Source organism: Thalassobacillus devorans (genome assembly GCF_900176565.1).
GTDB classification, from domain to species: Bacteria; Bacillota; Bacilli; order Bacillales; family Halobacillaceae; genus Thalassobacillus; species Thalassobacillus devorans_A.
Genome location: NZ_FXEH01000005.1, coordinates 159,059 through 185,258, shown reverse-complemented (window position 1 = coordinate 185,258; position 26,200 = coordinate 159,059). Strand labels below are relative to the sequence as shown.

Here is a 26,200-nt window from a genome sequence, read left to right as displayed (position 1 = left end):
GGGAATGACCAGAAAACATTATGAGAAATTTGCGGAGTATCTCTTACAAGGCAAGGAAGATGAGGCTGTTGAATTGGTCGATAAGCTTCTTACTTTGCATCCAAGACTATATCTTTTCGAAGATATCATTACCCCTGCCATGTATTATATTGGAGCATTATGGGAAAAAAACGAAATTTCTGTTGCTGATGAACATTTGGCTACAGCTGTATGTGATTTTGTTCTTTCCAGGCTCGATGCAGGGGTTTATGAAAATAAATTTCAATCTAAAAAAAGAAAAAAGATCATACTTTTGGGCGCTGAAGAAGAACAGCATTATTTAGGGTTGAAAATGGTTGCCGGTTTTTACAGAGAAAAGGGCTGGCGTGTACGCTATCTGGGCCCCAATCTTCCTTTAAATCATGCATTGAGACAAATTAAAGATTGGCAGCCCGATGTCATCGGCTTGTCAGCAGCTTTATCATACCGATTACCGGTAGTAAAGCAAATGACGGAAGCTTTCAGTCAGCTGAGTTGGTCTCCTGGTATTATTATCGGTGGCAGGATAGCGAAGAAGTATGATTTATCTAACTTGGAAACAGGGCAAGTACGTGTAGTGAAGGGGCTGACTGAGTTAGAGCAAGTGCATAATGTATGGAAAGCAGGCGTCGTGGATGAAACAAGTTGATGAATTTTTTTCGATTCCTTATCTTCTCATAACTAAACAATTTGAAATTCTTCAGTATACGACTGAAGTCGAGGAGATTTTTGTCATGCATCATAACTTTTTAAAAATGTGTGATGAAGAAAGCGTTCATAAAGTAATCAAAGAAGTTGTGCCAGGTAAAAGTAAAAATAAAATAGAAATTAATTTGGTACCTTCCTCTGCTAATCATGACCTTCTTCTCGTAGATCTCTATGTGAATTGGAAAAATGACCTTCATGCAGAATTGATGATCATTCCGAAAGATCAAGGAATGCTGGATGTGACAGCTTCTTTGGGACAACTTCGTTCACGTCTTAATACAACCAATTTTGAGCTGCTGGAGGAAAAAGAAAAGCTGCAGGAAGCCATGGCCGAAAATAACAGGCTTTCCGCCCCATTTATTGAGCTTTCTTCCACTACGGCGCTGGTGCCTCTTTTTGGTGATCTCAATGCAGAAAAAATATACGCTGTTGGTGATGAACTGTTAACGTCAGCTCAACAGTCATATATAGAAACCATATTATTTGATCTCACGGCCGTTGGAGAAATTGAACAGGATGGAGTCATTGCGTTTCAAGGGGTTGTTCAATCGTTAGCCTATATGGGAATGGAAATTGTAGTGATTGGCGTAAAACCAGATCATGCTCAAAGGATAAATGACCTTAAATTAAAATTGGGACTTAAATTTTTGCGTTCTCTTCAACAGGCAATACGTAAATATTGTAATTAAAAAACCGTGGTATTCATCAATGGATGTACCACGGTTTTTTAATTTGAATATTTCTTAGCTAACAATCCCCTGCCGGGATGCCAGCGAGCACTAAACCATGCGGACGTTTTTCCAGTCGCAAGGAATTGGTCATATCTTTAATGTGCGGATCGATTGCTACTTTTACCCCATTAATGACTTCCAGCGTATCTGTTTCTTCTGCCCCATCCAGGGACAGTCCCAATTGTGGGCCTCCTCAGCCAATACCAGCTAAAAACAGACGGATACCTTCTGCATCATTATCTTCTAAAATTTGAATGATATCTGTTTTTGCTTCATCTGTTATTTGCATCATCTCACCCCTCTTTACAATGCCATCATAGGTCAGAATTCCAACACTTTCAAATAATTAGCAGCATTCTTTTAGTGTGCAGCAATGAAAGTATATCACTCGTTTTAATTATACCGAATAGGGTATAATGTGTAAGTGAAAAGATTTTGAAGGAGGTAATCAGATTGTTCCATTACACAGTCGACACGAACAAGACTATGGATGAAGCGGTACAAGCTTTAGAAGCTGAATTGAAAAATGACAAGTTTGGAGTATTATGGGATTTTGATGTGAAAGCCACCTTAAACAACAAAGGACTGGACTTTGACAAACCAGTGAGGATTTTAGAGGTTTGTAATCCTTCGGAAGCAAAAAAAGTCCTGGAAAAGAATGAATTGGTAAGTTACTTTCTTCCTTGTAAAATTGTCGTACATGAAAGTGACGGCATGACAAAAATAGGTATGCCGAAACCTACCAAGTTAATTGAATTCGTAGAGGATCAGGAACTGAACCAAATTGCCGAAGATATCGAACAGCGTATGATCAACGCTATTAACGAGGCAAAATAGGTTAAATTAAGAGCAGTGTAAAAACTGCTCTTTTTAATGCTCTATAATGGCGGTTTATCCAGGATAATAAAATTATGAAGTGTTTCAGTTTGACAACAATACTATACGGGGGTATAGTTTAGTTAAGTACTCTTGGAGGTGACGAGGTTGGATCAACAATTACCAGAAAATATTGGAAAACAACCGGTTAAGCCACGAACAGATGAGGAGAAACAAAAAGTTTTGAACCGTTTGAAACGAATCGAAGGGCAAGTGAGAGGGATTCAAAAAATGGTGGAAGAGGACCGTTATTGTGTCGATATACTTGTACAAATTTCTGCTATAGATAAAGCACTTAATCAAGTTGGATTTTCTTTGATGGAACGTCACACAAAACACTGTGTAAGCCATGCGATAAAGGCTGGTAACGGCGATGAATCTATCGAAGAGTTAATGAAAGTCATGAAACAATTTGCTAAATAGAAAGGAGAGGTATGATGAGCGACAGAAAAAACCTTTCCGTCGATATTACAGGTATGACTTGTTCTGCCTGTTCTACGAGGATCGAGAAAGTTTTAAACAAAATGGATGGAGTTGAAGCAAACGTCAATTTGACGATGGAGAATGCAAGAATCGCTTATGATCCGGATAAAGTATCACCGGATGATGTTTCAGCACGAATCGAAAAGCTGGGTTACGGCGTAAAGACCGAAAAAGCTGAATTCGATATCACTGGTATGACTTGTTCCGCTTGTTCAGCACGAATCGAGAAAGTGTTAAATAAAACCGAAGGAATACAGCATGCTACGGTTAATTTGACCAATGAGACAGCTACAGTAGAATATAGCGGGGATATTAATGAAAATGATATTATCGCTCGAGTTCAGAAACTAGGCTATGATGCTAAATTACGGGCGGATCGAGAGGAAAGAGCTTCTCAAAAAGAAGAGGAGTTAAAGAAAAAGCGCATCAAGCTTTATATCTCTGCTATTTTATCCTTGCCATTACTGCTTACTATGTTTGATCATTTGCTTGGACTGCCGGTACCACATCTCTTGATGAATCCATGGTTTCAGTTTGCATTAGCTACACCAGTACAATTCATCATCGGATGGCAGTTCTATGTAGGTGCTTATAAAAGCCTAAGGAATAAGAGCGCCAATATGGATGTACTGGTTGCATTGGGAACGAGCGCCGCTTATTTCTATAGTCTGGCTGAAGCAATTCGTTCACTTGGAAACACTGGTATGGAGCCTCATTTATATTTTGAGACAAGTGCCATCCTTATTACGTTGATTCTGGTAGGGAAGTATTTTGAAGCAGTTGCCAAAGGGAGAACGACGACGGCTATCTCGAGTTTACTGAATTTGCAAGCGAAAGAAGCGACTGTTCTAAGGAATGGGGAAGAAGTAAAAGTTCCGCTGGAAGAAGTTTCGGCTGGGGATGTTCTTATAGTAAAACCTGGCGAAAAAATTCCTGTGGATGGAGAAATCATCAAAGGAAATTCCTCTGTAGATGAATCGATGATAACAGGAGAATCTATTCCGGTAGAAAAAGAGCCTGGTGATCAATTGATTGGTGCTACGATAAATAAAAATGGTCATATTCAAATGAAAGCAACAAAAGTTGGGAAAGACACAGCCCTTGCAGGCATTATTAAAGTTGTTGAAGAAGCACAGGGTTCAAAAGCTCCAATTCAAAGAATGGCCGATGTCATTTCAGGCTATTTTGTACCAATTGTAGTAGCTATTTCAATCATTACCTTCATTGTCTGGATGACGATTGTTTCTCCGGGGGATTTCACATCTGCATTAGTTGCTTCTATCGCTGTTTTGGTTATCGCATGCCCATGTGCCCTTGGTCTGGCTACACCTACTTCCATCATGGTCGGTACTGGTAAAGGTGCGGAACAAGGCATTTTATTCAAGGGTGGCGAGCACCTGGAAAATACCCACAAAATTGATACAGTAGTATTTGATAAAACAGGTACATTAACCAAAGGTACACCGGAAGTGACAAACTACGAAGGTACATCGGAAATTCTGCAATTGGTTGCCAGTGCAGAAAAAAGTTCCGAACATCCATTAGCAGATGCTATTGTCACTTATGCGGAACAACAAGGTTTAGAACTGATGGAGCCTAGCAGCTTTGAAGCGGTACCAGGTCATGGTATAAAAGCTGTGTTAGATGGAAAAGAAGTACAAATCGGCACAAGGAAGTTAATTCGTCAGTTGAATGTGGAATATGAATCATATGAAGTAACAATGAAAAAATGGGAAAATGAAGGCAAAACAGCTATGCTTATTGCAGTTGATAATAAGGTTGAAGGCATTATTGCTGTGGCTGACACGATTAAAGAGTCTGCACCAGAAGCCTTGCGTCAATTAAAAGAAGCAGACATTGAATTAGTGATGCTGACAGGGGATAATGAAAGGACTGCTCAGGCAATTGCTAAACAGCTGGGAATCGATCGTGTCATTGCGGAAGTTGTTCCGGAAGAAAAAGCGGAACGGGTAAAAGAAATACAGCTGCAAGACAAAAAAGTAGCAATGGTCGGGGACGGCATCAATGATGCACCTGCCTTGGCAATTGCCGATGTAGGAATTGCGATAGGAACTGGAACAGATGTGGCAATTGAAGCTGCTGACCTGACGATTTTGGGAGGCGAATTAACGTTAATTCCAAAAGCGGTGCAATTGAGCCAAATGACGATGAAAAATATTCGTCAGAATCTATTTTGGGCACTCGCTTATAATTCAGCCGGTATTCCAATCGCGGCAGCAGGTTTGCTGGCACCATGGATAGCAGGTGCAGCTATGGCGTTCAGTTCTGTAAGTGTTGTGTCTAACTCACTTCGATTGAAGCGAGTTAAATTATAAATCACAGTTTAAAGAGAAAGGATGTTCATGTATGGAAATGACTTTAGAAGTAAATGGAATGACCTGCGGGCATTGTGAAAAAGCGGTCAAAGGAGCTTTAGAGGAATTGGAAGGTGTCCACGGTGTAGAAGTTCACTTAGATGCAGGTAAAGTAGATGTCAAATATGACGAAGCTTTTGTAACGAAAGAAAAAATGAAAGACGCAATTGAAGACCAAGGTTATGATGTCGTCGGATAAATGCTTTTAACAGATGAAAAGCTATCTTGAAAGGGACGCCCCTTCAAGATAGCTTTTTTTACACTTTAAGAAAGATTAACTTTGTTAAAGGGTCAAACTATAAGAAAAACTAGGCTTTCGCCATAAGGACTTGGCGACAAGCCGAGTTTTTCTAATCACTGATAAGGGAGTTGGTTTTTGTATCCGCTGAATTGCTGGTAGGATTGCTGCATTTTTTGCTGATCGGCTTGCTCCAGGGCATACCAGCCTTTCTTGAACATGAGATTGAACAGATCACGCTGACAGTCTTGTGTTTCTTTAAAAATAGCAGCAAGGTCATTATAAAGGTTTTGGTTACTTGCTTCATTCATAGCAATGTTGTAGGCATCCGTCATGTATTTTTCCGTCGATAATTGGTCATTGACGAAGTCACGTTCATTCATTTGCGGTGTTTTCGGTACGCTCGTTTCAGGGTTTTGAATCTTTTGGCTTTGTTGATTCATACTATACACCCTCCTTGTTAATTGATTGGTTGCGATTGATTGTTCAAGTGCTCTAAAATTTTGTTATAGTGTCTCTGATGCATTTGGCCAGCTTGTTCCAAAGCGGCTTGCAGCTCGGGACCCTGGCATTGCTGGGCAAAGAAATGTGCCTTTTTACAGGCATTCAAATTCCAGGAAAGCATGTCCGTAATATAAAGCTGGTCCTTTCCGCTTACCATGTTAGGCGGCTGTGCCATCGGCTGGGCTTGTTGCATACCAGGCTGTTGTTGTTGCATATGATGACCTCCTTAAGATTTATCAGGTTTATTTTGTCCTATTAGCCATTTCCTATTAGGAAAGGGGCGAATTTCGATGTTTTTTAACAAAATTTTATGTTTTGTCCGTTTCTTTGATTATTTTTGCTAAATTATACCCACATACTATGAAAAATGATAGAATGTAAGTGTGATAGCGATTACATGTTGTAAATTTCACATAATTAGATAAAAGTTTGGTGTAGGGGGATGCATCATGGAACAGTTGTTACGTAACTTCTTTCTGTTTTTATCCAAAAATAAATTTTTCACTAAGTTAGCTAAAAAATACGGATTGAGGTTTGGGGCAGGCCGTTTTGTAGCTGGGGAAACGATTCCTGACGCTGTTCAGACAATCCGAAAGCTAAATGAAAACGGAATGTCGGTAACTATAGATCATTTAGGAGAATTCATTGACAGCGAAGCTGAAGCAAGACAAGCAGCAGATGAATGTATAGAAGCGATTAAGGCCATTTCAAAAAATAACCTTGATTCCCAATTATCCTTAAAGATGACGTCCATGGGGCTGGATATCTCTCATGATCTCGTTATGGAAAACATGAGACGGATTTTACAGGCAGGTAAAGAATATGGGGTATTTGTAACGATTGACATGGAGGATTTCGAGCGCTGTCAAAAGACTATAGATATTTTCAAGGAACTCCGTGAAGAGTTTGATAATGTAGGTACGGTACTCCAGGCTTATTTATACCGCACGGTAGAAGACATAAAAGAGCTTGATCAATACAACCCTAATTTACGCCTGGTCAAGGGAGCTTATAAAGAATCACCAAAGGTGGCTTTTCCCGAAAAGAAGGACGTAGATGAAAATTTCAAAGAAATTATAAAAATACACTTATTAAATGGAAATTTTACAGCAGTGGCAACCCACGACGATGCTATGATTGACTACACCAAACAATTAGTGAAAGTGCATAACATTTCTAATGATCAATTCGAATTTCAGATGTTATATGGGATTCGGGTGGAGCGCCAGGAAGAATTAGTGAAGGAAGGCTATAATATGCGTGTGTATGTACCTTATGGCAACGACTGGTACGGTTATTTCATGCGCCGTCTCGCAGAGCGTCCAGCTAATGTAGCATTCGTATTGAAAGGCGTCTTAAAAAAATAGTATGTAACAGGCAGGAGGAAGAAAAAAACAGGGTTTTCTTCCTCTTTTATTAGGGCCAGCGAGGTTTGGCTGTGCCAGTATAAAGAAAAATTTTCCTTAGTTACACAAAAACGATTGCGAAATGTCTGAAAATATTTTATAGTAAGAATAGATGTTGATAGGTGACTATCTTATTTTTTTAGCTTTAAAATGAATGAGTATTCATTCAAAAGGGATAGGGGGAAAAGTAATGAATCGCAAAATCAAGCGCGCCGCCGTATTGGGCTCTGGAGTCATGGGGGCCGGTATTGCTGCCCACTTGGCCAATATTGGAATCCCGACATTGATGTTGGATATTGTGCCTCGTGAATTGACGGATAAAGAAAAGAAGCAGGGCTTATCATTAGAAGATTCTAGTGTTCGCAATCGAATCGCAGCCATGAATAAGCAGGGATTGTTAAAGCAGAAACCTTCCCCAATAACAAGCAGACAGAACCTGGATATGATACAGGTCGGGAATATGGAAGATGATATGGACAAATTGGCAGATGTAGATTGGGTTATTGAAGTTGTTGTTGAAAATCTGGAGATCAAGAAAAAGGTTTATGAAAAAGTAGATACACACCGAAAGCCTGGGTCGATAATCAGTTCCAATACATCCGGTATATCGATTGAAGCAATGGCTGAAGGCCGTTCGGAAGATTTCCAAAAACATTTCCTTGGCACGCATTTCTTCAATCCGCCTAGATATTTAAAATTATTAGAAGTGATCCCAACTCAACATACCGACGCGGATATAGTTGCTTTCATGAAAAAGTTCGGAGAGGATATTCTCGGCAAAGGCGTTGTAGAAGCAAAGGATACACCTAACTTTATTGCCAATCGTATCGGAACTTACGGGCTGCTTGTAACTGTACGGGAAATGCTTGACCAGGGTTTCAGTGTAGGGGAAATTGATTCTGTGACCGGGCCAATGATCGGCCGGCCAAAGAGTGCTACTTTCCGTACCCTTGATGTAGTTGGTCTTGATACGTTTATCCATGTGGCGAATAACGTTTACGAGCAAGTAGATGGAGAAGAAAAGAAAGTGTTTGAAGTGCCAGGATTTATGAAACAAATGCAGGAAAAAGGCTGGCTGGGATCTAAGAGTGGGCAAGGATTTTTCCTTAAGAAAAAAGGGGAAAAAGGAAGCGAAATATACGAGTTGAATCCAGAAACACTCGAATATGAAGAACGAAAGAAATTGAAAACAAAGGCTACAGAGTTGACAAAACAGGAAAAAGGAACAAAAAGAAAATTAAAAGCTCTTGTTTCAGCTAAAGGGGACCGTGCTGGTGATTTGATTTGGTCCGTAGTAGCTCCAGTACTGATTTATTCAGCAGAATTACTAGGTGACATAGCCGATGATATTCCTTCGATTGATGAAGCGATGCGGTGGGGTTTCGGCTGGGAGCTGGGCCCATTTGAAATGTGGGATGCTATCGGTGTGAAGAAATCAGTTGATCGTATGAAAGAAGAAGGTATGACCGTCCCGGCATGGGTGGATGAGATGCTCACCTCTGGAAGCGAGTCCTTTTATAAAAAGGAAAATGGAAACGTTTTCTACTATGCGGACGGCAATTATCAGCAAAAAGAGTTCAATCAAAAAGAGATTAACCTCAAGCGTCTGAAGGAAACAAAGGATGTCATCAAAAAGAATGCTGGTGCCAGCCTGATTGACCTTGGGGATGGGGTGGCCGGTCTGGAATTCCATTCTCAAAGCAATGCCATCGGTCTGGATATCATACAGATGATCAATGATGCGATTGAAGAGGTGGATCAGAACTTTGAAGGGCTGGTGATCGGTAATCAAGGCAAAAACTTCTGTGTCGGCGCAAACTTAGGCATGATGCTGATGGAAGCACAAGATTATAATTTCTTTGAAATTGAATTAGTCGTCAGGAAATTCCAGGATGCGATGATGAATATTAAATATTCAGATAAACCAGTAGTAACTGCACCATTCGGTATGACGTTAGGCGGAGGAGCTGAGGTTTGCCTGCCATCGAGTGCTATCCAGGCATCACAGGAGACTTATATGGGTCTTGTGGAAGCGGGAGTGGGACTTATTCCTGGCGGAGGAGGAAACAAAGAGCTTTACTTGAAACATTTGCGGAATATTCCACAAGGCGTAGATATCGACCTGCAGAAGGTTGCCAATGCTGTTTTTGAGAAGATTGCCATGGCAAAGGTTTCTACATCAGGTGAAGAAGCAAGGGAGAACGGCTTCCTTGATCAACAGGACGCCATAAGTGTCAATGGGGATCACTTGCTTCATGATGCGAAGCAAAAGGTTTTAGGGCTTGCTCATTCCGGATATCGTGCGCCAAAACGTACTAATTTTCCCGTTGTAGGTGAACAAGGTTACGCTACCATGCTGCTTGGAGCAAAATCACTTGGTTATGGAGGGTACGCCTCGGAACATGACTTGAAAATCGCAGAAAAATTGGCATTCGTCTTAGCAGGCGGACGTTTGAAAGAAGGGACGCTTGTAGATGAGCAATACTTGCTGGATCTGGAGAGGGAAGCATTCCTGAGCCTTATCGGTGAACCTAAGACTCAGCAGCGTATGCAGCATATGCTTTTGAAAGGCAAACCTTTAAGAAACTAAGGACAGGAATCTAACCAAAGGGGGAAGGTAATGTGAAAGAAGCAGTAATAGTCGCAGGAACTCGAACGCCTGTTGGGAAAGCGAAAAAAGGAACGCTTGCTAACACAAGGCCGGACGATTTGGCGGCATTAACCATAAAAGAAACATTGAAACGTGCAGGGAACTATGAAGGCGAAATTGATGATGTCATTATCGGATGTGCTATCCCGGAAGCAGAGCAGGGGATGAATATGGCGCGCAATATCGGTGCACTGGCAGGATTGTCTCATACAATTCCCGGGATAACGATTAACCGGTATTGTTCCTCTGGTTTACAAAGTATCGCCTATGCATCGGAAAGAATCATGCTGGGGCAAAGTGGTTCTATTATTGCAGGAGGAGCCGAATCGATGAGCATGGTTCCTGTTCCCGGTCATGTCATCAAGCCAAATATAGAGATTGTAGAAAATGCCCCAGGCTACTATATGTCTATGGGGCATACGGCGGAAGAGGTAGCAACCCGTTTTGAAATTTCAAGAGAAGAACAAGATGCCTTTGCAGTGGAAAGTCACAGAAGAGCAGCTGCTGCAATAGAAGCTGGAAGATTCGAGGATGAGATTGTCCCAGTTGAAGTTACCGAGCGACAGTTGGGAGCAAATAATAAGGTAAAAGAAACTACCATATTATTTACACAGGATGAAGGCGTGCGGCCAGGAACAACGCAGGAAATACTGGCAAAATTAAAGCCTGCATTTTCGGTTACAGGTACAGTAACGGCAGGAAACTCGTCACAAATGAGTGATGGAGCTGCTTCTGTACTAGTGATGGATAAGGATAAAGCAGAAGCGGAAGGACTAAAACCTTTGCTCAAATTCCGATCCTTTGCAGTAGCGGGTGTAGAGCCGGAAATCATGGGAGTCGGTCCAATCGCAGCGATTCCGAAAGCTCTGAAATTAGCTGGACTGCAGCAATCCGATATTGGACTGTTTGAACTTAATGAAGCTTTTGCTTCCCAATCGTTACGTGTTATCAGAGAGCTGGGTCTTGATATGGATAAAGTCAATGTTAATGGCGGGGCAATTGCATTAGGCCATCCGCTGGGCTGTTCTGGTACGAAGCTGACGCTTACATTAATGCATGAAATGAAGCGTCGCAACGAACAATTTGGTGTCGTAACCATGTGTATTGGCGGCGGAATGGGTGCAGCTGGAGTGTTCGAATTATTATAAGGGGAGGAATATACAATGAGTGAAACAAAGGAAAAAATGTTCAAGGGCGGCGGATTTTTAATCGAGGATGTAGCAGCGGAGGATGTTATTACACCAGAGGACTTTTCGGATGAACATTTAATGATCGCGAAAACCACAGAAGATTTTGTGCTTGGAGAAGTTGTCCCCAAAATAGATAACCTGGAAAATCATGAATTCGAACATTCTGTCGATTTGCTGAAAAAAGCTGGTGAGCTGGGGCTGTTAGGTGTCGATGTCCCGGAAGAGTATGGCGGTCTTGGATTGGATAAAATCAGTTCCTCATTGATTACTGAAAAGTTTTCCCGGGCAGGCGGATTTTCTGTAACACACGGAGCGCACGTAGGCATCGGTTCTCTTCCTATTGTATTTTTTGGTAATGAAGAACAAAAGCAAAAATATTTGCCGAAGCTTGCGACAGGTGAACTGATTGCAGCATACGCTTTAACCGAACCAGGCTCCGGTTCCGATGCTTTAGGTGCGAAGACTACTGCTAAACTAAATGAAGCTGGAACCCATTATGTTTTGAATGGTGAAAAACAATGGATTACAAACTCTGCTTTTGCTGATGTCTTCGTCGTATATGCAAAAATAGATGGAGATAAATTCACAGCATTTATTGTAGAAAGAGATTATCCAGGTGTATCTACAGGACCGGAAGAAAAGAAAATGGGGATCAAAAGTTCATCCACTCGAACGTTAGTGCTGGAAGATGCACAGGTGCCGGTTGAGAATGTGTTAGGAGACATCGGACGCGGGCATATTATCGCCTTTAATATCCTGAATGTCGGCCGTTATAAATTAGCTATTGGTGGCGTAGGTGGTTCCAAACGTGCTATCGAACTTGCCGTGAAATATGCTAATGAGCGAAAGCAGTTCCAGACACCTATTTCCAGCTTTTCGCTGATCCAGGAAAAACTGGCTTCCATGGCTGTAAACACCTACGCCAATGAAAGCTCTGTCTACCGTACTGTCGGGCTTTTTGAACAAAGCATGGGTAAACTTACGGATGAACAGTTGAAAGATGGTAAAGAAGTGGCAAAGGTTATTGCTGAATATGCGATCGAATGTTCATTAAATAAAGTATTCTGTACAGAATTACTGGACTTTACAGCGGATGAAGCGGTGCAAATTCATGGGGGCTACGGATTCATGCAGGAGTATGAAGTGGAGCGTATTTACCGTGATTCCAGAATTAACCGGATCTTTGAAGGAACGAATGAAATCAACCGGATGATTGTTCCTGGAACTTTGTTGAAGAAAGCAATGAAAGGCGAACTGCCACTGTTGCAAAAAGCCCAGTCCCTGCAAGAAGAATTAATGATGATGATGCCTGAAGATCCGGGCACAGAACCATTGGAGCAAGAAAAGTATTTGGTGAAAAATGCGAAAAAAATAGCTCTTGTGGCAGCTGGTCTAGCAGCTCAAAAATACGGAGAGAAATTAGAAAAAGAACAAGAGCTGCTTGTTAATATCGCGGACATCGTCGCTGAAATCTATAACATGGAATCAGCAGTACTGCGCACGGAGAAAGCAATGAATAAATCTCCTGAAAAAGCACAGCAAAAGTTACTGTACACACAAGTTTATGTCCAGGAAGCATTCAACCGTATTGAAGCTCATGCAAAAGAAACGTTAATTGCATCTGAATCGGGCGATACACTTCGTATGATGTTGGGGGCATTGAAGAAATTGACACGCCATACACCTTCCAATATCATCGCTAAGAAACGGGAGATTGCTGCCAATCTGATCAAAGAAGAGAAATATATCGTATAAAGATAGCTAACAGGGGGTCACACGTACGGATATAGCAAGGCCGGTTCATTGGGAAAGTGAACCGGCCTTGTTTTGTTTGGAAAGGTGACAGCCTTCTCGTTGAGTAATGAAAAAATTGGTGCTGCTTCCACTGTTTAATGAAATATTTTATCAGATTGTGATAGAATAAAAGCATGGTAAATAATAAGGGGGGAAAGAGCCAATGGCAGTAACCTTTTATTGGTACCCACAATGTGGAACATGCAAAAAAGCCAAGAAATGGATGGATGAAAACGGTGTCGAGTATGAAACTGTGCATATAGTTGAACATCCACCATCAGAGTCCCAACTGCAGGACTACATAACGAAAAGCGGTCTTCCTGCTAAAAAGTTTTTTAATACCAGCGGCAAGAAATATCGCGAACTTGGTATGAAGGACAAGCTTAAGGAAGCCAATGAACATGAAATGATAAAGTGGTTAGCTTCTGATGGAATGCTGATCAAACGGCCAATCGTAACAAATGGAAAAGATGTGACTGTAGGTTTTAAAGAAGCTGATTTCGAGAATACTTGGAAATAATGCTTCTAAAAATGAGCATATCACTGGCATAATAATTAGAAAGCTTTTATGTTAGTATTGCAGCTTATTTATAATAATTATAATTTGGAGGGGTTAGTCATGAGTTTGCCAAAAGAATTAAGTTATTCCGAAGAGCACGAATGGGTAAAAGTTGAAGGAGAAAAAGTTCGTATTGGTATTACAGACTTTGCACAATCTGAGCTTGGCGACATCGTTTTCGTGGAATTACCAGAAGTAGGCGACGAGCTTGAAGCAGATGAGCCGTTCGGCAGTGTAGAATCTGTAAAGACTGTTTCTGAGCTTTATGCTCCAATCAGCGGTAAAGTCGTTGAAATTAATGAGGAATTGGAAGATTCTCCGGAATTTGTTAACGAATCTCCATATGAAAAAGCATGGATGGTTATTGTTGAGCCTACTGATAATTCAGAGATGGATGAACTGATGACAGCTGATCAATATGAAGAAATGATCACAGAAGACTAATTTTTTCAATAGGGGATACCCTAAGTTCAAGGGGTGACCTTATGGAAAAAATGAGTCAGTCTAAAAAAACTGCCAATACTACTGGCAGACAGCGCCAGCGTAAAACCAAAACCGCAAAACAAGAGGCGCCGAAGGTCCGTCGATATGTAGATTGTGATGGTGGCGGCTGGTGTTGAATAAACGTTAGATACCCACAGACCATGCTATCATGATAGCATGGTCTGTTTTACTAAAAGAACTGGGTGGGATCCCGATATGAACGATCAAAACCAAGTCCCAATTCTAATTGTAGAAGGGATTACAGATAAAAAACATATAAAGAAGATATTGGATGATCATGATCAGGTGGAAATCTTGTGTACGCATGGTACGCTTGGGGTAGAACGGATGGAGGAAATGATTCTCGATTATAATCTCGATGATCGCATTGTCTATATTCTGGTGGATGAGGATGATTCAGGTCATAAATTGAGGAAACAATTGACCCATGAACTGCCGCATGCTGAACATATATATGTGGACAAAGCTTATCGGGAAGTAGCAACAACTCCTGAACCCGAATTAGCTCGGGCACTCTTAAGCCAACATTTACACGTCAAACCGATTTACCTGATATGAAGGGTGGATAGGATGGAAGTACTAGAACTGACATCAGAAAAAGATTTTATTAAAAGTGATAGGAGTGCAATGATTTTTATTCATAGCCCATTTTGTGGGACTTGCCGCATGGCGAGAAAAATGCTTGATACGATTGAAACATTATGGCAGCAAGACCTGTTTTTTGATTTGAATGCATCGTTGCATCCCGGATTCATGCAGGAAAACCAAATTGAAGGTGTACCTTGTTTATTAATTATCTCCAAAGGCAAAGTGAAGGATAAGGTTTACGCTTTCCATTCCGTTCCTTACATGCAGAGGATCGTGTCTAAACACGTCAATTCCTAACATTATTTCCCGAGAAATAACGTTAAGAATAGCTTTGGTCTAATTTAAGAGTTTATTTTCAATTTAAATAAAGCAAAAAGCCGAAATTATATGTATTGCGGCTTTTTGCTTTGTTAGGAGCTGTTAATTCACTAACTCTCCAATTTTTTCAACTATTTCAAGAAACTCTGCCTTATCTCCGAACTTCGCAGAAATATTACCGTATTGATCAATAATAACGGTGGTTGGTACACCGCTGCATTGGTATTGGTCATAAGTTGCTCTGCCATCATCCACTAAAGTGGGCTGGGTCAGGAATTTTTCAGCGAATGCTCTTCCTGCATCGCCTTCTCTTTCCCGACCTGCAACATTAATAGTAAGAAGACGTATTTTGTCTGAGTCCATGGATCGGAATAACTGCTCTTTCATAGGCAAATCTCTGGAACAGTCTGGACACCAGGATACCCAAAAAGTAAGAACGATTACTTTTCCGAGATCATCTTGTAAATCATAGACGCCAGAATTGTTGATATAAGGCAATTGGAAAAGTGGCGCTTTCTCCATATAGAAACCTCCTCCGTATGCATAGAATTCTGTCATTATCCTACCATACAAAAGGAAGGCAACGCATATCAGAAGTAGTATTGCATGGTAAGAATACTTATTTGCCGGAATTAATCGAATTTTGTTGACAATAATTTCGCTCACATGCTACAATCTTTTTTGTGACACTTAAACGGATTAAAGTATTAAAATTAATCACATCTCTTATTAAGAGTGGTGGAGGGACTGGCCCGATGAAGCCCGGCAACCGTCAAGTTTTCCAATCTTGAAAAGGTGCCAATTCCTGCAGAGTTCATAAGCTCTGACAGATAAGAGAACGGAGCAGCTTGTTACCTAAGCGCCTTTCTGTTCTCTAAGCAGAAGGTGTTTTTTTATGCATAAAGTAAGTAATACTTTATGGAAATGTTGGAATTAAAGTCTTTCTAAGTAAGACTCGGAGACAAGCAGCATTTTCTTTGCTTTAAACCATCAGCAAGAAGTAGGAGGCAGCACAGAATGATTTCTATAAAAGATTTATCTAAAGTCTTTCACACGAAAGACCAGGATGTCACTGCGGTTGATCATCTCGATCTAAATATTGAAGCCGGGGAAATTTACGGTGTTATCGGATACAGTGGAGCTGGAAAAAGCACGTTCATCCGTTTATTAAATCGTCTGGAGGATCCCACAGGAGGCTCTATAACGATAGATGGGCAGGAAATAACTAGCATGAGCAAAAATAAGCTGCGGCTTGCCCGTCAGGAAATCGGGATGATATTTCAGCACTTCAATCTGCTTTGGTCTCGTACAGTCAGAGATAATATCGCTTTTCCGTTAGAGATAGCTGGTGTACCTAAAGATAAAAGACGAGCAAGAGTAATGGAATTGATCGAACTGGTAGGACTTAAAGGAAGAGAAAACGCATATCCTTCCCAACTAAGTGGCGGTCAAAAACAGCGTGTCGGTATCGCGAGGGCATTAGCGAATAACCCTAAGGTGCTTTTGTGTGATGAAGCAACTTCAGCACTTGATCCCGAGACGACCGATTCTATCCTGGATTTACTCGTGGATATCAATGAAAAATTAGGCTTAACGATCATTATGATTACCCACGAAATGCATGTAATCCGGAAAATTTGCCATCGCGTTGCAGTGATGGAAAATGGAAAGGTCGTGGAGGAGGGGGAGGTACTTGATGTGTTTCTTCACCCAGAGCAGGCAGTGACGAAGAAGTTCGTGGATCAAGTTATGGGTGATCCCGATCAGGAATACTCCTTAGCATTGATTCATGAGAAATACAGGTCAGGAAAAGTGTTACGTCTCCATTTTGTAGGCGAAAGTACAAACCAGGCCTTAATAAGCGAGCTGTCCAGAAAGTTCAATCTAGCTCTAAACATTTTGCATGGAAAAATCACACAGACTCAAAAAGGGGCGTATGGCACGCTATTTGTTCATGTAGAAGGTAATAAAGATGAAATTGAAAGAGCGCAGATCTATATCAAACAAACCTCTGTAGAAGTGGAGGTGATCCCTAATGTTGAGTAATTTATTTCCTAATGTGGAAGTAGAAGACATGGTAACAGCTACTTATGAGACCTTATATATGACCATCATCTCTGTAGCAGGCACCCTGGTGCTCGGTATCCTGCTGGGATTGGTCTTGTATTTATCCCGCCCAGGAGGTTTATGGGAAAATAAACTTCTAAATTGGGTAACGGCAGCATTCGTCAACGTATTCCGGGCAATACCTTTCATTATATTGATTTTATTGTTATTTCCATTTACAGACTTTTTGATGGGAACGATACGAGGTCCGAAAGCTGCAATACCAGCTTTGATTATCGGAGCAGCTCCTTTCTATGGAAGGTTAGTTGAAATAGCCTTGAAAGAAGTAGATAAAGGGGTGATTGAAGCTGCAAAATCAATGGGTGCTAAGACCTCAACTATCATTTCTAAAGTACTTTTGAAAGAATCTTTGCCCGCACTTGTTTCTGGTCTTACGGTTACAGCAATCGCACTGATTGGCTATACAGCTGTGGCAGGGGTTATCGGAGCTGGAGGTTTAGGCGATTTCGCATATTTCTATGGATTTCAGCGAAGTGACTTTGATGTTGTATTTGTATGTACCATATTGATTGTGCTGATCGTTTTCATTTTCCAATTCGTTGGTGACGCTGTTTCACGTTCGATTGATAAACGCTGAGTCTTTGTTTTGAAAGAATTTTTTTCAGTGAAGCGGATAAGGGAGCAAATCCCTTGCCATCACTACTAGTTACAAAAAATCAATTCATATAAAAAAGGAGAATTTACTATGAAAAAATGGTTAACTGGAATTTTAGCAGGATTATTAATCACAGTGTTAGCTGCTTGTGGCAGTTCAGATGATGGAGATCAGTCATCATCTTCTGATACAAAAGAACTGACAGTTGGAGCGACTTCTGTGCCTCATGCAGAAGTACTTCAAGAAGCAAAGCCTCTTTTAGAAGAAGAGGGAATTGAGCTGAAGATTGAAGAATACCAGGATTATGTACTCCCGAATAAAGACTTGGCTGAAGGTCGTATTGATGCGAACTACTTCCAGCATATCCCATACCTTGAGACGCAAATGGCTGATAATGATTACGACTTTGTCAACCTTGGCGGCATCCATATTGAGCCAATGGGTATTTATTCAAAAAATATTAAAAGCGTGGATGAGGTGCCAGAAGGAACAGATGTACTTTTAAGTCGTTCCGTAGCAGACCATGGCCGAATTCTTTCCTTATTAGAAAGAGAAGGACTGATCAAGCTTGATGAAAACGTAGAAAAAGTGGACGCTACTATCAAGGATATTGTAGAAAATCCGAAGAACCTTAAATTTGATGACGGCATTAATGCGGAACTATTGCCATCAAATTATGAAAGGGAAGAAAATGCACTGGTTGCTATTAATACCAACTATGCAATCGAAGCAGGATTGAACCCTAGTGAAGACGCTCTTATCCTTGAAGGTTCAGAGTCACCTTATGTCAACGTAATAGCTGCAAAAAGTGAAGACGAAGATTCAGAAGCTTTGCAGAAGCTTGTAGAAGTATTGCGTTCTGAAGAGATTCAAACATTTATGGAAGAAGAATACGAAGGTGCTGTCGTTCCTGTAGATGGCACGAAGTAATATGATAGAAGTATAAAATATACAAAGACTAGGCCTAAGAAGATAGCGGCAAGCCAAGTTTTTCTAACTGATGTCCTCCCAGGATAATTTGACTGTTATTGCTCATACTAGCATTAGCATGAATATCCTGGGAGGTTTTATATATGGAAGAAAATAAAATGACTTTTACTGAAGCATACTTGCAAGAATATAAGCACGGAATCGGTACATTTACGGAGAAGATGCCGGAAATCGCCCATCATTTTAATGCTTTTACAGAAGCTTGTTTTGAAGCAGGCGAATTGACAGAGAAAGAAAAACAATTGATTGCACTCGGTATTAGTGTGGTAGCTCAAGATGAATATTGTATGATTTATCATACAAAAGGATGCATTGACCAAGGAGCAAGTGAAAAGGAAATAATGGAAGCTTGTGGAGTCTCAGCAGCCTTTGGTGGAGGGGCCGCAATGAGCCAGGCAGTCACTTTGGTACAGGAAGCATATCAAGAGTTGCAAAATTTGCAACATTAAGTATAATTCGAGGATACCGAAGTATTATGGAGCAATTTTGACGATGTATGAATGGTACCCTGTTAATTGTTGTATGAAAATACATTTCCTATACAATTCCACTATTTTGGTTTAAATGCCTTTTGGTCTGGGTAATATACCTGTGCTACACTTAATAGCATACAAAAACCGAAAGGATTGATTTATTATTAACGACCAACTTAAGCTGAATTATACTTCCGAAATGGAGAAAGCTATGCAGCAATCTCACGGAATGGGCTATGCAGAATATAGCAATAAGTTAGATCAGCGGTTAAAAGTTGAACAACGTCGTCAAAAGGAATACGAAGAAAGCCGTAAGATAGTGGCTGAAGTAGATCGTCAATTGCATAAATAATAAATATGGAAAATCAGGTGATGAATCCACCTGATTTTTTTCTGTTTTTATCTATATAATAAGGAAGGTCCGTGTTATCCTAATAAAGTGGATTTTTTAAACCTAATGGTTTAGAAAGTCGATTCGTACAGTGAAAAAAGTTGATAACAGTTTCGAAATGATATAAGATTGTAATGAGAATAGATTGAGAATGGATATGTTCTTATTCAAAAAATGATTCACAATAGATATGGAGGTATTAGTTATGGCAGGATCTACTTTAGAAATTAAGAATCTTCACGTAGCGATTGAAGGTGAAGAAATTTTAAGAGGTGTCAACTTGACAATCAAGGGTGGAGAATTCCACGCAGTAATGGGGCCGAACGGTACAGGTAAGTCCACATTAGCATCTGCAGTCATGGGTCACCCGAAATATGAAATCACAGAGGGTGAAGTATATATTGATGGAAAAGACGTATTGGAAATGGAAGTAGACGAACGTGCGCAAGCTGGTCTCTTCCTGGCAATGCAGTACCCAAGCGAAATCAGCGGTGTGACGAACTCTGACTTCCTTCGTTCTTCTATTAATGCCCGTCGTGAGGAAGGCGATGAAATTTCCTTGATGAAATTCATTAAAGAAATGGACGGCACGATGGATCTCCTTGAGATGGATAAAAACATGGCACAACGTTACTTGAATGAAGGTTTCTCCGGCGGCGAGAAAAAGCGTAATGAAATTCTTCAATTGATGATGCTCAAGCCAGCAATTGCTATTCTTGATGAAATTGACTCTGGTTTGGATATCGATGCCCTGAAAGTTGTTTCTAAAGGTATCAACCAAATGCGTGATGAAAACTTCGGATGCCTGATCATCACTCACTATCAGCGCCTATTGAACTATATCGCTCCTGATAAAGTACACGTAATGATGCAAGGACGTATTGTGAAATCCGGTGGTCCTGAATTGGCACAGCGACTTGAAGAAGAAGGCTATGACTGGATCAAGCAAGAACTTGGAATCGAAGATGAAACTGTAGGTCAAAAAGCGTAATCAGATAGGAGGGATACCATGACAGTAGAAATCTCACTAGGATACGACAAAGAATATGTCACCAAATTTTCTGAAGGCTTGAACGAACCAGAATGGATGAAGACCCTTCGTCTGGATGCATTGCAGCAAGCGGAACGCCTGCCAATGCCAAAGCCTGACAAAACCAAAATCGATCGATGGAACTTTACAAAATTCACTCATGATCTACGTGGGGAAGAGTTAAGTTCTTTGGCTGATCTTCCAAATCAAATAAAAGACTTTGTCGATCAGAATAAAGAAGAACAAAACTTATTCATTCAGCGTGATCAACGTGTCGCTTTCGCCTCATTATCTCAATCATTGAAGGATAAAGGTGTAATCTTCACGGATATGAATACAGCTATGAGAGAGCATAGTGACCTTGTAGAAAAGTATTACATGAAAGATGGTATTCAAGTAGATGAGCATCGTCTCACTGCTTTGCATGCCGCTTTAATGAACGGTGGCGTATTCGTCTATGTTCCGGAGAACGTTCAAGTGGAAGAACCACTTCAAGCAATCTTTTGGCAGGAAGACCCGGAAGCAGCACTTTTCAATCATGTCATTGTTGTCGCGGATAAGAACAGTTCTGTCACTTATGTAGAGAATTATCTTTCTCAAAATAATGAGGAAGAAGAGGCAGTAACTAATATCCTTACAGAAGTTTTTGCTCATGATAATGCAAAAGTATCCTTTGGAGCGGTAGATAACCTGGGTGCCGGCACTACTACCTATGTGAACCGCCGAGGTGTTGCAGACCGTGATGCCAAAATAGAATGGGCTCTTGGCCAAATGAATGACGGCTATACGATCTCTGAAAACTACACGTACTTGATGGGTGAAAACTCTCTTGGAGATGCAAAAACAGTATCTGTAGGTCGCGGAAGTCAAAAGCAGAACTTTACGGCACGTATCGTCCATTATGGAAAAGCTTCTGAAGGTTATATCCTGCAGCATGGGGTTATGAAGGAGAAAGCAACGGCGATCTTTAATGGTATTGGTAAGATTGAACACGGTGCTTCAAAGTCAAACGCAGAGCAGGAATCACGTGTCCTGATGTTAAGCAAAGACGCGCGTGGTGACGCTAACCCAATTCTCCTAATCGATGAAGACGATGTTACTGCAGGTCACGCTGCTTCAGTGGGCCGTGTCGATCCAATGCAGTTGTTCTATTTGATGAGTCGGGGAATTACTCAAAAGGAAGCAGAACGACTAGTCATTCATGGATTCCTTGCTCCGGTTGTTAAGCAGCTTCCGATTAAAGCAGTGAAGGAGCAGCTGACCCAGGTTATTGAAAGGAAGGTAAATTGATGGATATTCAAGCTGTCCGTCAATCTTTTCCGATTTTGGATCAAGAGGTAAATGGACATCCACTTGTATATTTGGATTCATCTGCAACTTCACAGAAGCCGGCTTCTGTGATTGAAAAGTTAGATGAATATTATAGAGGTTATAACTCTAATGTCCATCGAGGTGTCCATACACTAGGTACGAAAGCTACCGATGAATATGAGGGAGCCCGTGAAAAGGTCAGAAGGTTTATTAATGCTAAAAGTACGCAGGAAGTCATATTCACTCGCGGTACAACGACAGCAATTAATACGGTAGCCACAAGCTATGGGCGTGCAAAGCTCGGGGAAGGTGATGAAATTGTCATTACCCCGATGGAACACCACAGTAACATCATTCCGTGGCAGCAGGTCGCAAAAGCTACTGGGGCTACTTTGAAATATATACCATTGCAGAAAGATGGTACCATCAGCCTGGAAGATGTTGAGGAAACGATAACCGGTAATACTAAAGTTGTAGCGGTCATGCATGTTTCCAATGTACTTGGTACAGTTAACCCAGTAAAAGAAATAACGGAAATCGCTCATCGTAATGAAGCCGTCATGCTCGTTGATGGTGCGCAAAGTGCACCTCACCTTAAAGTAGACGTACAGGATTTAGATTGTGATTTTTACGCTTTTTCGGGTCATAAAATGTGCGGACCAACCGGTATCGGCGTGCTTTATGGCAAGCGTGCCTTATTGAATGACATGGAACCATTTGAATTCGGCGGTGAGATGATTGATTTTGTTAATCTCTACGACTCCACATGGAAAGAACTTCCTTGGAAATTTGAAGGTGGGACACCGATAATCGGTGGTGCTATTGGCCTTGGAGCAGCGATCGACTTCATCAATGAAATTGGGTTGGAGGAAATTGAAGCTCATGAGCATAGGTTGGTCGATTATGCGATGAATCGTATGAGAGAAATAGATGGCCTCACTATTTATGGACCGGAAGAACGGGCGGGTCTTGTTACATTCAACCTGGATGATGTGCATCCCCATGATGTAGCAACCGTACTGGATGCGGAAGGAATTGCTGTTCGTGCAGGTCACCATTGTGCACAGCCACTGATGCGCTGGCTTGATGTATCAGCAACTGCCCGTGCCAGCTTTTATCTATATAATACCGAAGAAGATATTGATCGACTTGTCGAAGGATTACAAAAAACAAAGGAGTATTTTGGCGATGTCTTTTAACAACCTGGATACACTTTACAGACAAGTCATCATGGATCATTACAAAAATCCGCGAAACCGTGGAACGATTGAAGGAGACGACCACATGTCCATCGACATGAACAACCCTACTTGCGGTGACCGCATTCAGTTGCAGCTGCAAGTGGAAGATGGAATGGTCAAGGATGCTAAATTTGATGGAGAAGGCTGTTCCATCAGCATGTCTTCTGCTTCCATGATGACGCAAGCCGTCAAAGGAAAGCGTGTAGAAGATGCTTTGGCGATGTCAAAGGTCTTTTCAGATATGATGCAAGGAAAAGAAATTGATGAACAGGAGTTTGATTTAGGGGATATCGAAGCACTACAAGGTGTATCGAAATTCCCGGCTAGAATCAAATGTGCAACATTGGCATGGAAGGCTATGGAAAAAGGTGTTGACGAACAAGGACAGTCTTAGTCGCGGCATAACACCAAAAGGAGGTTTTTGATTATGGCCAAAAAGGCGCCAGAAATCGAAGATTATAAATATGGGTTCCATGAGAAGGATGTTTCGATTTTCCGTACTCAAAGAGGACTGACAAAAGAAGTAGTTGAGGAAATTTCCCGTTATAAAGAAGAGCCGGAATGGATGCTTGACTTCCGCTTGAAGTCATTGGAGCATTTTTATAAAATGCCAATGCCACAGTGGGGCGGCGACCTTGCCGAGCTTGATTTCGATGAAATCACTTATTATGTAAAGCCATCTGAGCGCTCTGAGCGTTCCTGGGATGAGGTTCCGGAAGAGATTAAAAATACGTTCGATAAACTGGGTATCCCAGAAGCAGAACAGAAGTACCTTGCTGGTGTATCCGCTCAGTATGAATCTGAAGTAGTTTACCACAACATGCAAGAAGATCTTGAGAAACAGGGAATCATCTTTAAAGATACAGATTCTGCTTTGAAAGAGGATGAAGAACTTTTCAGAGAATACTTCGGAAAAGTAATTCCTCCATCTGACAACAAATTTTCTGCATTGAACTCTGCAGTATGGTCCGGTGGATCTTTCATCTATGTACCAAAAGGCGTGAAAGTGGATACGCCACTACAAGCATATTTCCGAATCAATTCAGAAAACATGGGACAATTTGAGCGTACGTTGATCATCGTTGATGAAGATGCCTCTGTCCACTATGTAGAAGGTTGTACAGCGCCTGTCTATACAACAAACTCTCTGCACAGTGCAGTCGTTGAAATCTTTGTTAAGAAGAATGCTTACTGCCGTTACACTACCATCCAGAACTGGGCGAACAACGTCTACAATCTGGTTACGAAGCGTGCTACCGCTGATGCCAATGCAACAATGGAATGGGTTGACGGCAACCTTGGTTCCAAGCTGACAATGAAATACCCTGCAGTTATTCTGAAGGGCGAAGGTGCCCGTGGAATGACATTGTCAATCGCTTTGGCTGGTAAAGGCCAGCATCAGGATGCAGGTGCGAAAATGATTCACCTGGCACCTAATACGTCTTCTTCCATCGTTTCGAAGTCCATTTCAAAACATGGTGGTAAAGTAACGTATCGTGGGATCGTGCAATTCGGACGTAAAGCAGAAGGTGCACGTTCGAACGTTGAATGTGACACACTTATCATGGATAATCAGTCAACTTCTGATACCATCCCTTATAACGAAATCATGAACGAGAATATTTCGTTAGAGCACGAAGCGAAAGTATCTAAAGTGTCTGAAGAACAGCTCTTTTATCTGATGAGCCGTGGTATTTCTGAAGAAGAAGCGACAGAAATGATCGTCATGGGCTTCATCGAACCATTTACTAAAGAGCTTCCAATGGAGTATGCGGTTGAAATGAACCGTCTTATAAAATTCGAAATGGAAGGTTCCATCGGTTAATACCCAATAACCCTTGATATAACAGCGATTATATCAAGGGTTATTTTTATTGTTTTTGTTGCGTGCCGATTTCGTGCCGACCGAGAATTTTGAGATGTATTTTTAAGCTTAGTATATTTATACTTGGGATTAGGTTAACGTAAATATGTAAATTGAATCTTAAGCAAGTCCTCAGGGGTTTATAAGTTTTTGTAGAATTTATTACTTAAGGGGGGAATTTGTGCCTGTGGCGATTTTATGCTAAGAACATAACTTATATTGTTTTAATGCAGATGTCTCGAAACTGAGTCTTCCAGAAAAGGGCAGGATTGTGGAAGACTCAGTTTCGAGATAAACCAATTTAATAATTATTGGAAAATTTGATATAGTTAGATGTGTTCGTAATTGTTAATTTCAAGGAGTTGGTCAATATTGAGTACTAATCCAATTTATAATGATATAGGTAAAACCTATAACAGTACTAGAAAGGCAGACCCACGAATTACTCAAAGTATTGTTGAGGAACTAAATTTTAAAGCACCTGCTACGATATTGGATATTGGAGCCGGAACCGGAAATTACAGTTGTAGAATCGCAGAAAAAGGGTATTCTATAATTGCTATGGAGCCTTCATCAGTTATGAGAAATCAAGGTAAAGAACATGAGAATTTAACCTGGAAAGAAGGAATTGTAGAGGATATTCCTGTTTCAGATAACTCAGTAGATGGGATTGTTTGTACTCTAGCCTCTCACCATTTTAAAGACTTGAGGTTAGCTTTTAGAGAAATGAAAAGAGTTTTAAAGAGTGAAGGGAAAATAATAATCTTCACTTTAGATCCTCGGTTGTGCTCCGATGATTTTTGGATACTTGAGTATTTTAGTCCCATTCTAGAAGAAGCGTATGAGGTTCATCCGCCATTACATACTATTTCAAACTTACTAGAAGAAGAATTAGAGTCTGCTGTAAGAGTTAAGCCGTTTCCATTACCTAATGACTTAAAGGATCAGTTTTTCTTTTCGGGTTGGAACAAGCCAGAAATCTATCTTGAAGAAAGATTTAAAAATGGAACATCACCTCTTGCTAAAGGGGATCCTAGTTCAGTAAGTAGTTGCCTTAATAAGCTGAAAGAAGATCTAGATAGTGGGAAGTGGCACCTAAAGCATGGTGATTTATTACATCAAAAAAATTGTGAATGTGGGCACTTCTTCTTAATAGTCTAATTATCTGAACATTTATCTCAGTACTGAGTCTCTTAAATAATTGGGGGCAATTGCTGGATAATGTTTGTCACTCTT

The 26,200-nt window shown here is 40.9% G+C and carries 30 protein-coding genes and 1 riboswitch; of the genes, 26 read left to right on the top strand and 4 right to left on the bottom strand.

What is annotated here, in order from left to right:
• The first annotated feature begins 4 nt into the window (after positions 1 to 4).
• Both B9Y67_RS05770 and B9Y67_RS05765 read left to right on the top strand, forming a co-directional pair.
• Positions 5 to 667 (top strand): cobalamin B12-binding domain-containing protein, encoded by a 663-nt coding sequence (locus B9Y67_RS05770; RefSeq protein ID WP_085505822.1) that lies wholly within the window; start codon positions 5 to 7, stop codon positions 665 to 667.
• Positions 654 to 1,415 (top strand): STAS domain-containing protein, encoded by a 762-nt coding sequence (locus tag B9Y67_RS05765; RefSeq protein ID WP_085505821.1) that lies wholly within the window; start codon positions 654 to 656, stop codon positions 1,413 to 1,415. The genes B9Y67_RS05770 and B9Y67_RS05765 overlap by 14 nt, the downstream gene beginning before the upstream one ends.
• A gap of 58 nt (positions 1,416 to 1,473) precedes the next feature.
• Here B9Y67_RS05765 and B9Y67_RS20620 read toward each other — a convergent pair whose 3' ends face one another.
• A complete protein-coding gene (locus B9Y67_RS20620; RefSeq protein ID WP_176223920.1) occupies positions 1,474 to 1,638 on the bottom strand; it encodes a hypothetical protein in 165 nt (54 codons plus the stop codon).
• 272 nt (positions 1,639 to 1,910) lie between these two features.
• On the opposite strand from B9Y67_RS20620, the gene B9Y67_RS05755 reads away from it, so the two are divergent.
• From B9Y67_RS05755 to copZ, 4 genes are all read left to right on the top strand, one after another.
• A complete protein-coding gene (locus B9Y67_RS05755) occupies positions 1,911 to 2,294 on the top strand; it encodes a DUF302 domain-containing protein (protein ID WP_085505820.1) in 384 nt (127 codons plus the stop codon).
• Between the two features lie 147 nt (positions 2,295 to 2,441).
• Positions 2,442 to 2,756 (top strand): metal-sensing transcriptional repressor, encoded by a 315-nt coding sequence (locus B9Y67_RS05750; RefSeq protein ID WP_085505819.1) that lies wholly within the window; start codon positions 2,442 to 2,444, stop codon positions 2,754 to 2,756.
• Positions 2,757 to 2,767: 11 nt separating this feature from the next.
• Complete coding sequence (locus tag B9Y67_RS05745) at positions 2,768 to 5,152, top strand: heavy metal translocating P-type ATPase (protein ID WP_176223919.1); 2,385 nt, start codon at positions 2,768 to 2,770, stop codon at positions 5,150 to 5,152.
• 31 nt (positions 5,153 to 5,183) lie between these two features.
• A complete protein-coding gene (gene copZ / locus B9Y67_RS05740; RefSeq protein ID WP_028783617.1) occupies positions 5,184 to 5,390 on the top strand; it encodes a copper chaperone CopZ in 207 nt (68 codons plus the stop codon).
• 155 nt (positions 5,391 to 5,545) lie between these two features.
• Here copZ and B9Y67_RS05735 read toward each other — a convergent pair whose 3' ends face one another.
• Positions 5,546 to 5,872 (bottom strand): spore coat protein, encoded by a 327-nt coding sequence (locus tag B9Y67_RS05735; RefSeq protein ID WP_085505817.1) that lies wholly within the window; start codon positions 5,870 to 5,872, stop codon positions 5,546 to 5,548.
• A 17-nt stretch (positions 5,873 to 5,889) separates the two neighbouring features.
• Entirely contained in the window at positions 5,890 to 6,147 is a 258-nt protein-coding gene (locus B9Y67_RS05730) for a hypothetical protein (RefSeq protein WP_085505816.1), read from the bottom strand.
• A 235-nt stretch (positions 6,148 to 6,382) separates the two neighbouring features.
• Here B9Y67_RS05730 and B9Y67_RS05725 point away from each other — a divergent pair, with 235 nt between their 5' ends.
• From B9Y67_RS05725 to B9Y67_RS05690, 9 genes are all read left to right on the top strand, one after another.
• Positions 6,383 to 7,300 carry a proline dehydrogenase family protein gene (locus B9Y67_RS05725; RefSeq protein WP_085505815.1) on the top strand — a complete coding sequence of 306 codons (918 nt, stop codon included), beginning with the start codon at positions 6,383 to 6,385 and terminating at the stop codon, positions 7,298 to 7,300.
• Positions 7,301 to 7,529: 229 nt separating this feature from the next.
• On the top strand, positions 7,530 to 9,929 hold the full coding sequence (locus tag B9Y67_RS05720; RefSeq protein ID WP_085505814.1) for a 3-hydroxyacyl-CoA dehydrogenase/enoyl-CoA hydratase family protein: 2,400 nt from the start codon (positions 7,530 to 7,532) through the stop codon (positions 9,927 to 9,929).
• A 32-nt stretch (positions 9,930 to 9,961) separates the two neighbouring features.
• Positions 9,962 to 11,137: an acetyl-CoA C-acetyltransferase gene (locus B9Y67_RS05715; protein WP_085505813.1), complete on the top strand. Its 1,176-nt coding sequence runs from the start codon at positions 9,962 to 9,964 to the stop codon at positions 11,135 to 11,137.
• A 15-nt stretch (positions 11,138 to 11,152) separates the two neighbouring features.
• Positions 11,153 to 12,934 (top strand): acyl-CoA dehydrogenase family protein, encoded by a 1,782-nt coding sequence (locus B9Y67_RS05710; RefSeq protein ID WP_085505812.1) that lies wholly within the window; start codon positions 11,153 to 11,155, stop codon positions 12,932 to 12,934.
• Between the two features lie 202 nt (positions 12,935 to 13,136).
• Positions 13,137 to 13,493 (top strand): arsenate reductase family protein, encoded by a 357-nt coding sequence (locus B9Y67_RS05705; protein WP_085505811.1) that lies wholly within the window; start codon positions 13,137 to 13,139, stop codon positions 13,491 to 13,493.
• 99 nt (positions 13,494 to 13,592) lie between these two features.
• A complete protein-coding gene (gcvH, locus tag B9Y67_RS05700) occupies positions 13,593 to 13,976 on the top strand; it encodes a glycine cleavage system protein GcvH (RefSeq protein WP_085505810.1) in 384 nt (127 codons plus the stop codon).
• Positions 13,977 to 14,026: 50 nt separating this feature from the next.
• Positions 14,027 to 14,152, top strand: a complete 126-nt coding sequence (locus tag B9Y67_RS20420; protein ID WP_139823741.1) for a DUF2553 family protein — start codon at positions 14,027 to 14,029, stop codon at positions 14,150 to 14,152.
• A 79-nt stretch (positions 14,153 to 14,231) separates the two neighbouring features.
• Positions 14,232 to 14,594 (top strand): toprim domain-containing protein, encoded by a 363-nt coding sequence (locus tag B9Y67_RS05695; RefSeq protein WP_085505809.1) that lies wholly within the window; start codon positions 14,232 to 14,234, stop codon positions 14,592 to 14,594.
• Positions 14,595 to 14,606: 12 nt separating this feature from the next.
• Positions 14,607 to 14,921 carry a thioredoxin family protein gene (locus B9Y67_RS05690; protein ID WP_085505808.1) on the top strand — a complete coding sequence of 105 codons (315 nt, stop codon included), beginning with the start codon at positions 14,607 to 14,609 and terminating at the stop codon, positions 14,919 to 14,921.
• 123 nt (positions 14,922 to 15,044) lie between these two features.
• On the opposite strand, the gene B9Y67_RS05685 is transcribed toward B9Y67_RS05690, so the two are convergent.
• Positions 15,045 to 15,464, bottom strand: coding sequence for a TlpA family protein disulfide reductase (locus tag B9Y67_RS05685; RefSeq protein ID WP_085505807.1), 420 nt, complete (start codon positions 15,462 to 15,464; stop codon positions 15,045 to 15,047).
• Between the two features lie 201 nt (positions 15,465 to 15,665).
• A riboswitch (SAM riboswitch) is annotated at positions 15,666 to 15,779 on the top strand.
• 180 nt (positions 15,780 to 15,959) lie between these two features.
• Here B9Y67_RS05685 and B9Y67_RS05680 point away from each other — a divergent pair.
• The 11 genes from B9Y67_RS05680 (at position 15,960) to B9Y67_RS05635 (ending at position 26,125) form a co-directional block, all read left to right on the top strand.
• Complete coding sequence (locus B9Y67_RS05680; RefSeq protein ID WP_085505806.1) at positions 15,960 to 16,988, top strand: methionine ABC transporter ATP-binding protein; 1,029 nt, start codon at positions 15,960 to 15,962, stop codon at positions 16,986 to 16,988.
• Positions 16,978 to 17,646: a methionine ABC transporter permease gene (locus B9Y67_RS05675; protein ID WP_085505805.1), complete on the top strand. Its 669-nt coding sequence runs from the start codon at positions 16,978 to 16,980 to the stop codon at positions 17,644 to 17,646. Before B9Y67_RS05680 ends, B9Y67_RS05675 begins: the two co-directional genes overlap by 11 nt.
• Positions 17,647 to 17,754: 108 nt before the next feature.
• Positions 17,755 to 18,594, top strand: a complete 840-nt coding sequence (locus tag B9Y67_RS05670; protein ID WP_085505804.1) for a MetQ/NlpA family ABC transporter substrate-binding protein — start codon at positions 17,755 to 17,757, stop codon at positions 18,592 to 18,594.
• Between the two features lie 143 nt (positions 18,595 to 18,737).
• Positions 18,738 to 19,103, top strand: a complete 366-nt coding sequence (locus B9Y67_RS05665) for a carboxymuconolactone decarboxylase family protein (RefSeq protein ID WP_062440922.1) — start codon at positions 18,738 to 18,740, stop codon at positions 19,101 to 19,103.
• A 235-nt stretch (positions 19,104 to 19,338) separates the two neighbouring features.
• Entirely contained in the window at positions 19,339 to 19,479 is a 141-nt protein-coding gene (locus B9Y67_RS20615; protein WP_166761380.1) for a hypothetical protein, read from the top strand.
• A 244-nt stretch (positions 19,480 to 19,723) separates the two neighbouring features.
• A complete protein-coding gene (gene sufC / locus B9Y67_RS05660) occupies positions 19,724 to 20,509 on the top strand; it encodes a Fe-S cluster assembly ATPase SufC (RefSeq protein WP_085505803.1) in 786 nt (261 codons plus the stop codon).
• An 18-nt stretch (positions 20,510 to 20,527) separates the two neighbouring features.
• Positions 20,528 to 21,838 carry a Fe-S cluster assembly protein SufD gene (gene sufD / locus B9Y67_RS05655; RefSeq protein ID WP_085505802.1) on the top strand — a complete coding sequence of 437 codons (1,311 nt, stop codon included), beginning with the start codon at positions 20,528 to 20,530 and terminating at the stop codon, positions 21,836 to 21,838.
• On the top strand, positions 21,838 to 23,058 hold the full coding sequence (locus B9Y67_RS05650; protein WP_085505801.1) for a cysteine desulfurase: 1,221 nt from the start codon (positions 21,838 to 21,840) through the stop codon (positions 23,056 to 23,058). The genes sufD and B9Y67_RS05650 overlap by 1 nt, the downstream gene beginning before the upstream one ends.
• On the top strand, positions 23,048 to 23,494 hold the full coding sequence (gene sufU, locus B9Y67_RS05645; RefSeq protein ID WP_085505800.1) for a Fe-S cluster assembly sulfur transfer protein SufU: 447 nt from the start codon (positions 23,048 to 23,050) through the stop codon (positions 23,492 to 23,494). The genes B9Y67_RS05650 and sufU overlap by 11 nt, the downstream gene beginning before the upstream one ends.
• Before the next feature lie 33 nt (positions 23,495 to 23,527).
• Positions 23,528 to 24,925 (top strand): Fe-S cluster assembly protein SufB, encoded by a 1,398-nt coding sequence (gene sufB / locus B9Y67_RS05640; RefSeq protein ID WP_028783597.1) that lies wholly within the window; start codon positions 23,528 to 23,530, stop codon positions 24,923 to 24,925.
• Between the two features lie 411 nt (positions 24,926 to 25,336).
• Complete coding sequence (locus B9Y67_RS05635; protein WP_176223918.1) at positions 25,337 to 26,125, top strand: class I SAM-dependent methyltransferase; 789 nt, start codon at positions 25,337 to 25,339, stop codon at positions 26,123 to 26,125.
• The last annotated feature ends 75 nt before the right edge of the window (positions 26,126 to 26,200 follow it).

Coding starts and splice junctions, on each gene's coding strand:
- B9Y67_RS05735 (WP_085505817.1), bottom strand. CDS start 5,872: ATGAATCAACAAAGCCAAAAGATTCAAAACCCTGAAACGAGCGTACCG.
- B9Y67_RS05725 (WP_085505815.1), top strand. CDS start 6,383: ATGGAACAGTTGTTACGTAACTTCTTTCTGTTTTTATCCAAAAATAAA.
- copZ (WP_028783617.1), top strand. CDS start 5,184: ATGGAAATGACTTTAGAAGTAAATGGAATGACCTGCGGGCATTGTGAA.
- sufC (WP_085505803.1), top strand. CDS start 19,724: ATGGCAGGATCTACTTTAGAAATTAAGAATCTTCACGTAGCGATTGAA.
- B9Y67_RS05745 (WP_176223919.1), top strand. CDS start 2,768: ATGATGAGCGACAGAAAAAACCTTTCCGTCGATATTACAGGTATGACT.
- sufU (WP_085505800.1), top strand. CDS start 23,048: ATGTCTTTTAACAACCTGGATACACTTTACAGACAAGTCATCATGGAT.
- sufD (WP_085505802.1), top strand. CDS start 20,528: ATGACAGTAGAAATCTCACTAGGATACGACAAAGAATATGTCACCAAA.
- B9Y67_RS05675 (WP_085505805.1), top strand. CDS start 16,978: ATGTTGAGTAATTTATTTCCTAATGTGGAAGTAGAAGACATGGTAACA.
- gcvH (WP_085505810.1), top strand. CDS start 13,593: ATGAGTTTGCCAAAAGAATTAAGTTATTCCGAAGAGCACGAATGGGTA.
- B9Y67_RS05650 (WP_085505801.1), top strand. CDS start 21,838: ATGGATATTCAAGCTGTCCGTCAATCTTTTCCGATTTTGGATCAAGAG.
- B9Y67_RS05695 (WP_085505809.1), top strand. CDS start 14,232: ATGAACGATCAAAACCAAGTCCCAATTCTAATTGTAGAAGGGATTACA.
- B9Y67_RS20615 (WP_166761380.1), top strand. CDS start 19,339: ATGCAGCAATCTCACGGAATGGGCTATGCAGAATATAGCAATAAGTTA.
- B9Y67_RS20420 (WP_139823741.1), top strand. CDS start 14,027: ATGAGTCAGTCTAAAAAAACTGCCAATACTACTGGCAGACAGCGCCAG.
- B9Y67_RS05665 (WP_062440922.1), top strand. CDS start 18,738: ATGGAAGAAAATAAAATGACTTTTACTGAAGCATACTTGCAAGAATAT.
- B9Y67_RS05765 (WP_085505821.1), top strand. CDS start 654: ATGAAACAAGTTGATGAATTTTTTTCGATTCCTTATCTTCTCATAACT.
- B9Y67_RS05705 (WP_085505811.1), top strand. CDS start 13,137: ATGGCAGTAACCTTTTATTGGTACCCACAATGTGGAACATGCAAAAAA.
- B9Y67_RS05730 (WP_085505816.1), bottom strand. CDS start 6,147: ATGCAACAACAACAGCCTGGTATGCAACAAGCCCAGCCGATGGCACAG.
- B9Y67_RS05670 (WP_085505804.1), top strand. CDS start 17,755: ATGAAAAAATGGTTAACTGGAATTTTAGCAGGATTATTAATCACAGTG.
- B9Y67_RS05720 (WP_085505814.1), top strand. CDS start 7,530: ATGAATCGCAAAATCAAGCGCGCCGCCGTATTGGGCTCTGGAGTCATG.
- sufB (WP_028783597.1), top strand. CDS start 23,528: ATGGCCAAAAAGGCGCCAGAAATCGAAGATTATAAATATGGGTTCCAT.
- B9Y67_RS05685 (WP_085505807.1), bottom strand. CDS start 15,464: ATGGAGAAAGCGCCACTTTTCCAATTGCCTTATATCAACAATTCTGGC.
- B9Y67_RS05680 (WP_085505806.1), top strand. CDS start 15,960: ATGATTTCTATAAAAGATTTATCTAAAGTCTTTCACACGAAAGACCAG.
- B9Y67_RS05710 (WP_085505812.1), top strand. CDS start 11,153: ATGAGTGAAACAAAGGAAAAAATGTTCAAGGGCGGCGGATTTTTAATC.
- B9Y67_RS05770 (WP_085505822.1), top strand. CDS start 5: ATGACCAGAAAACATTATGAGAAATTTGCGGAGTATCTCTTACAAGGC.
- B9Y67_RS05690 (WP_085505808.1), top strand. CDS start 14,607: ATGGAAGTACTAGAACTGACATCAGAAAAAGATTTTATTAAAAGTGAT.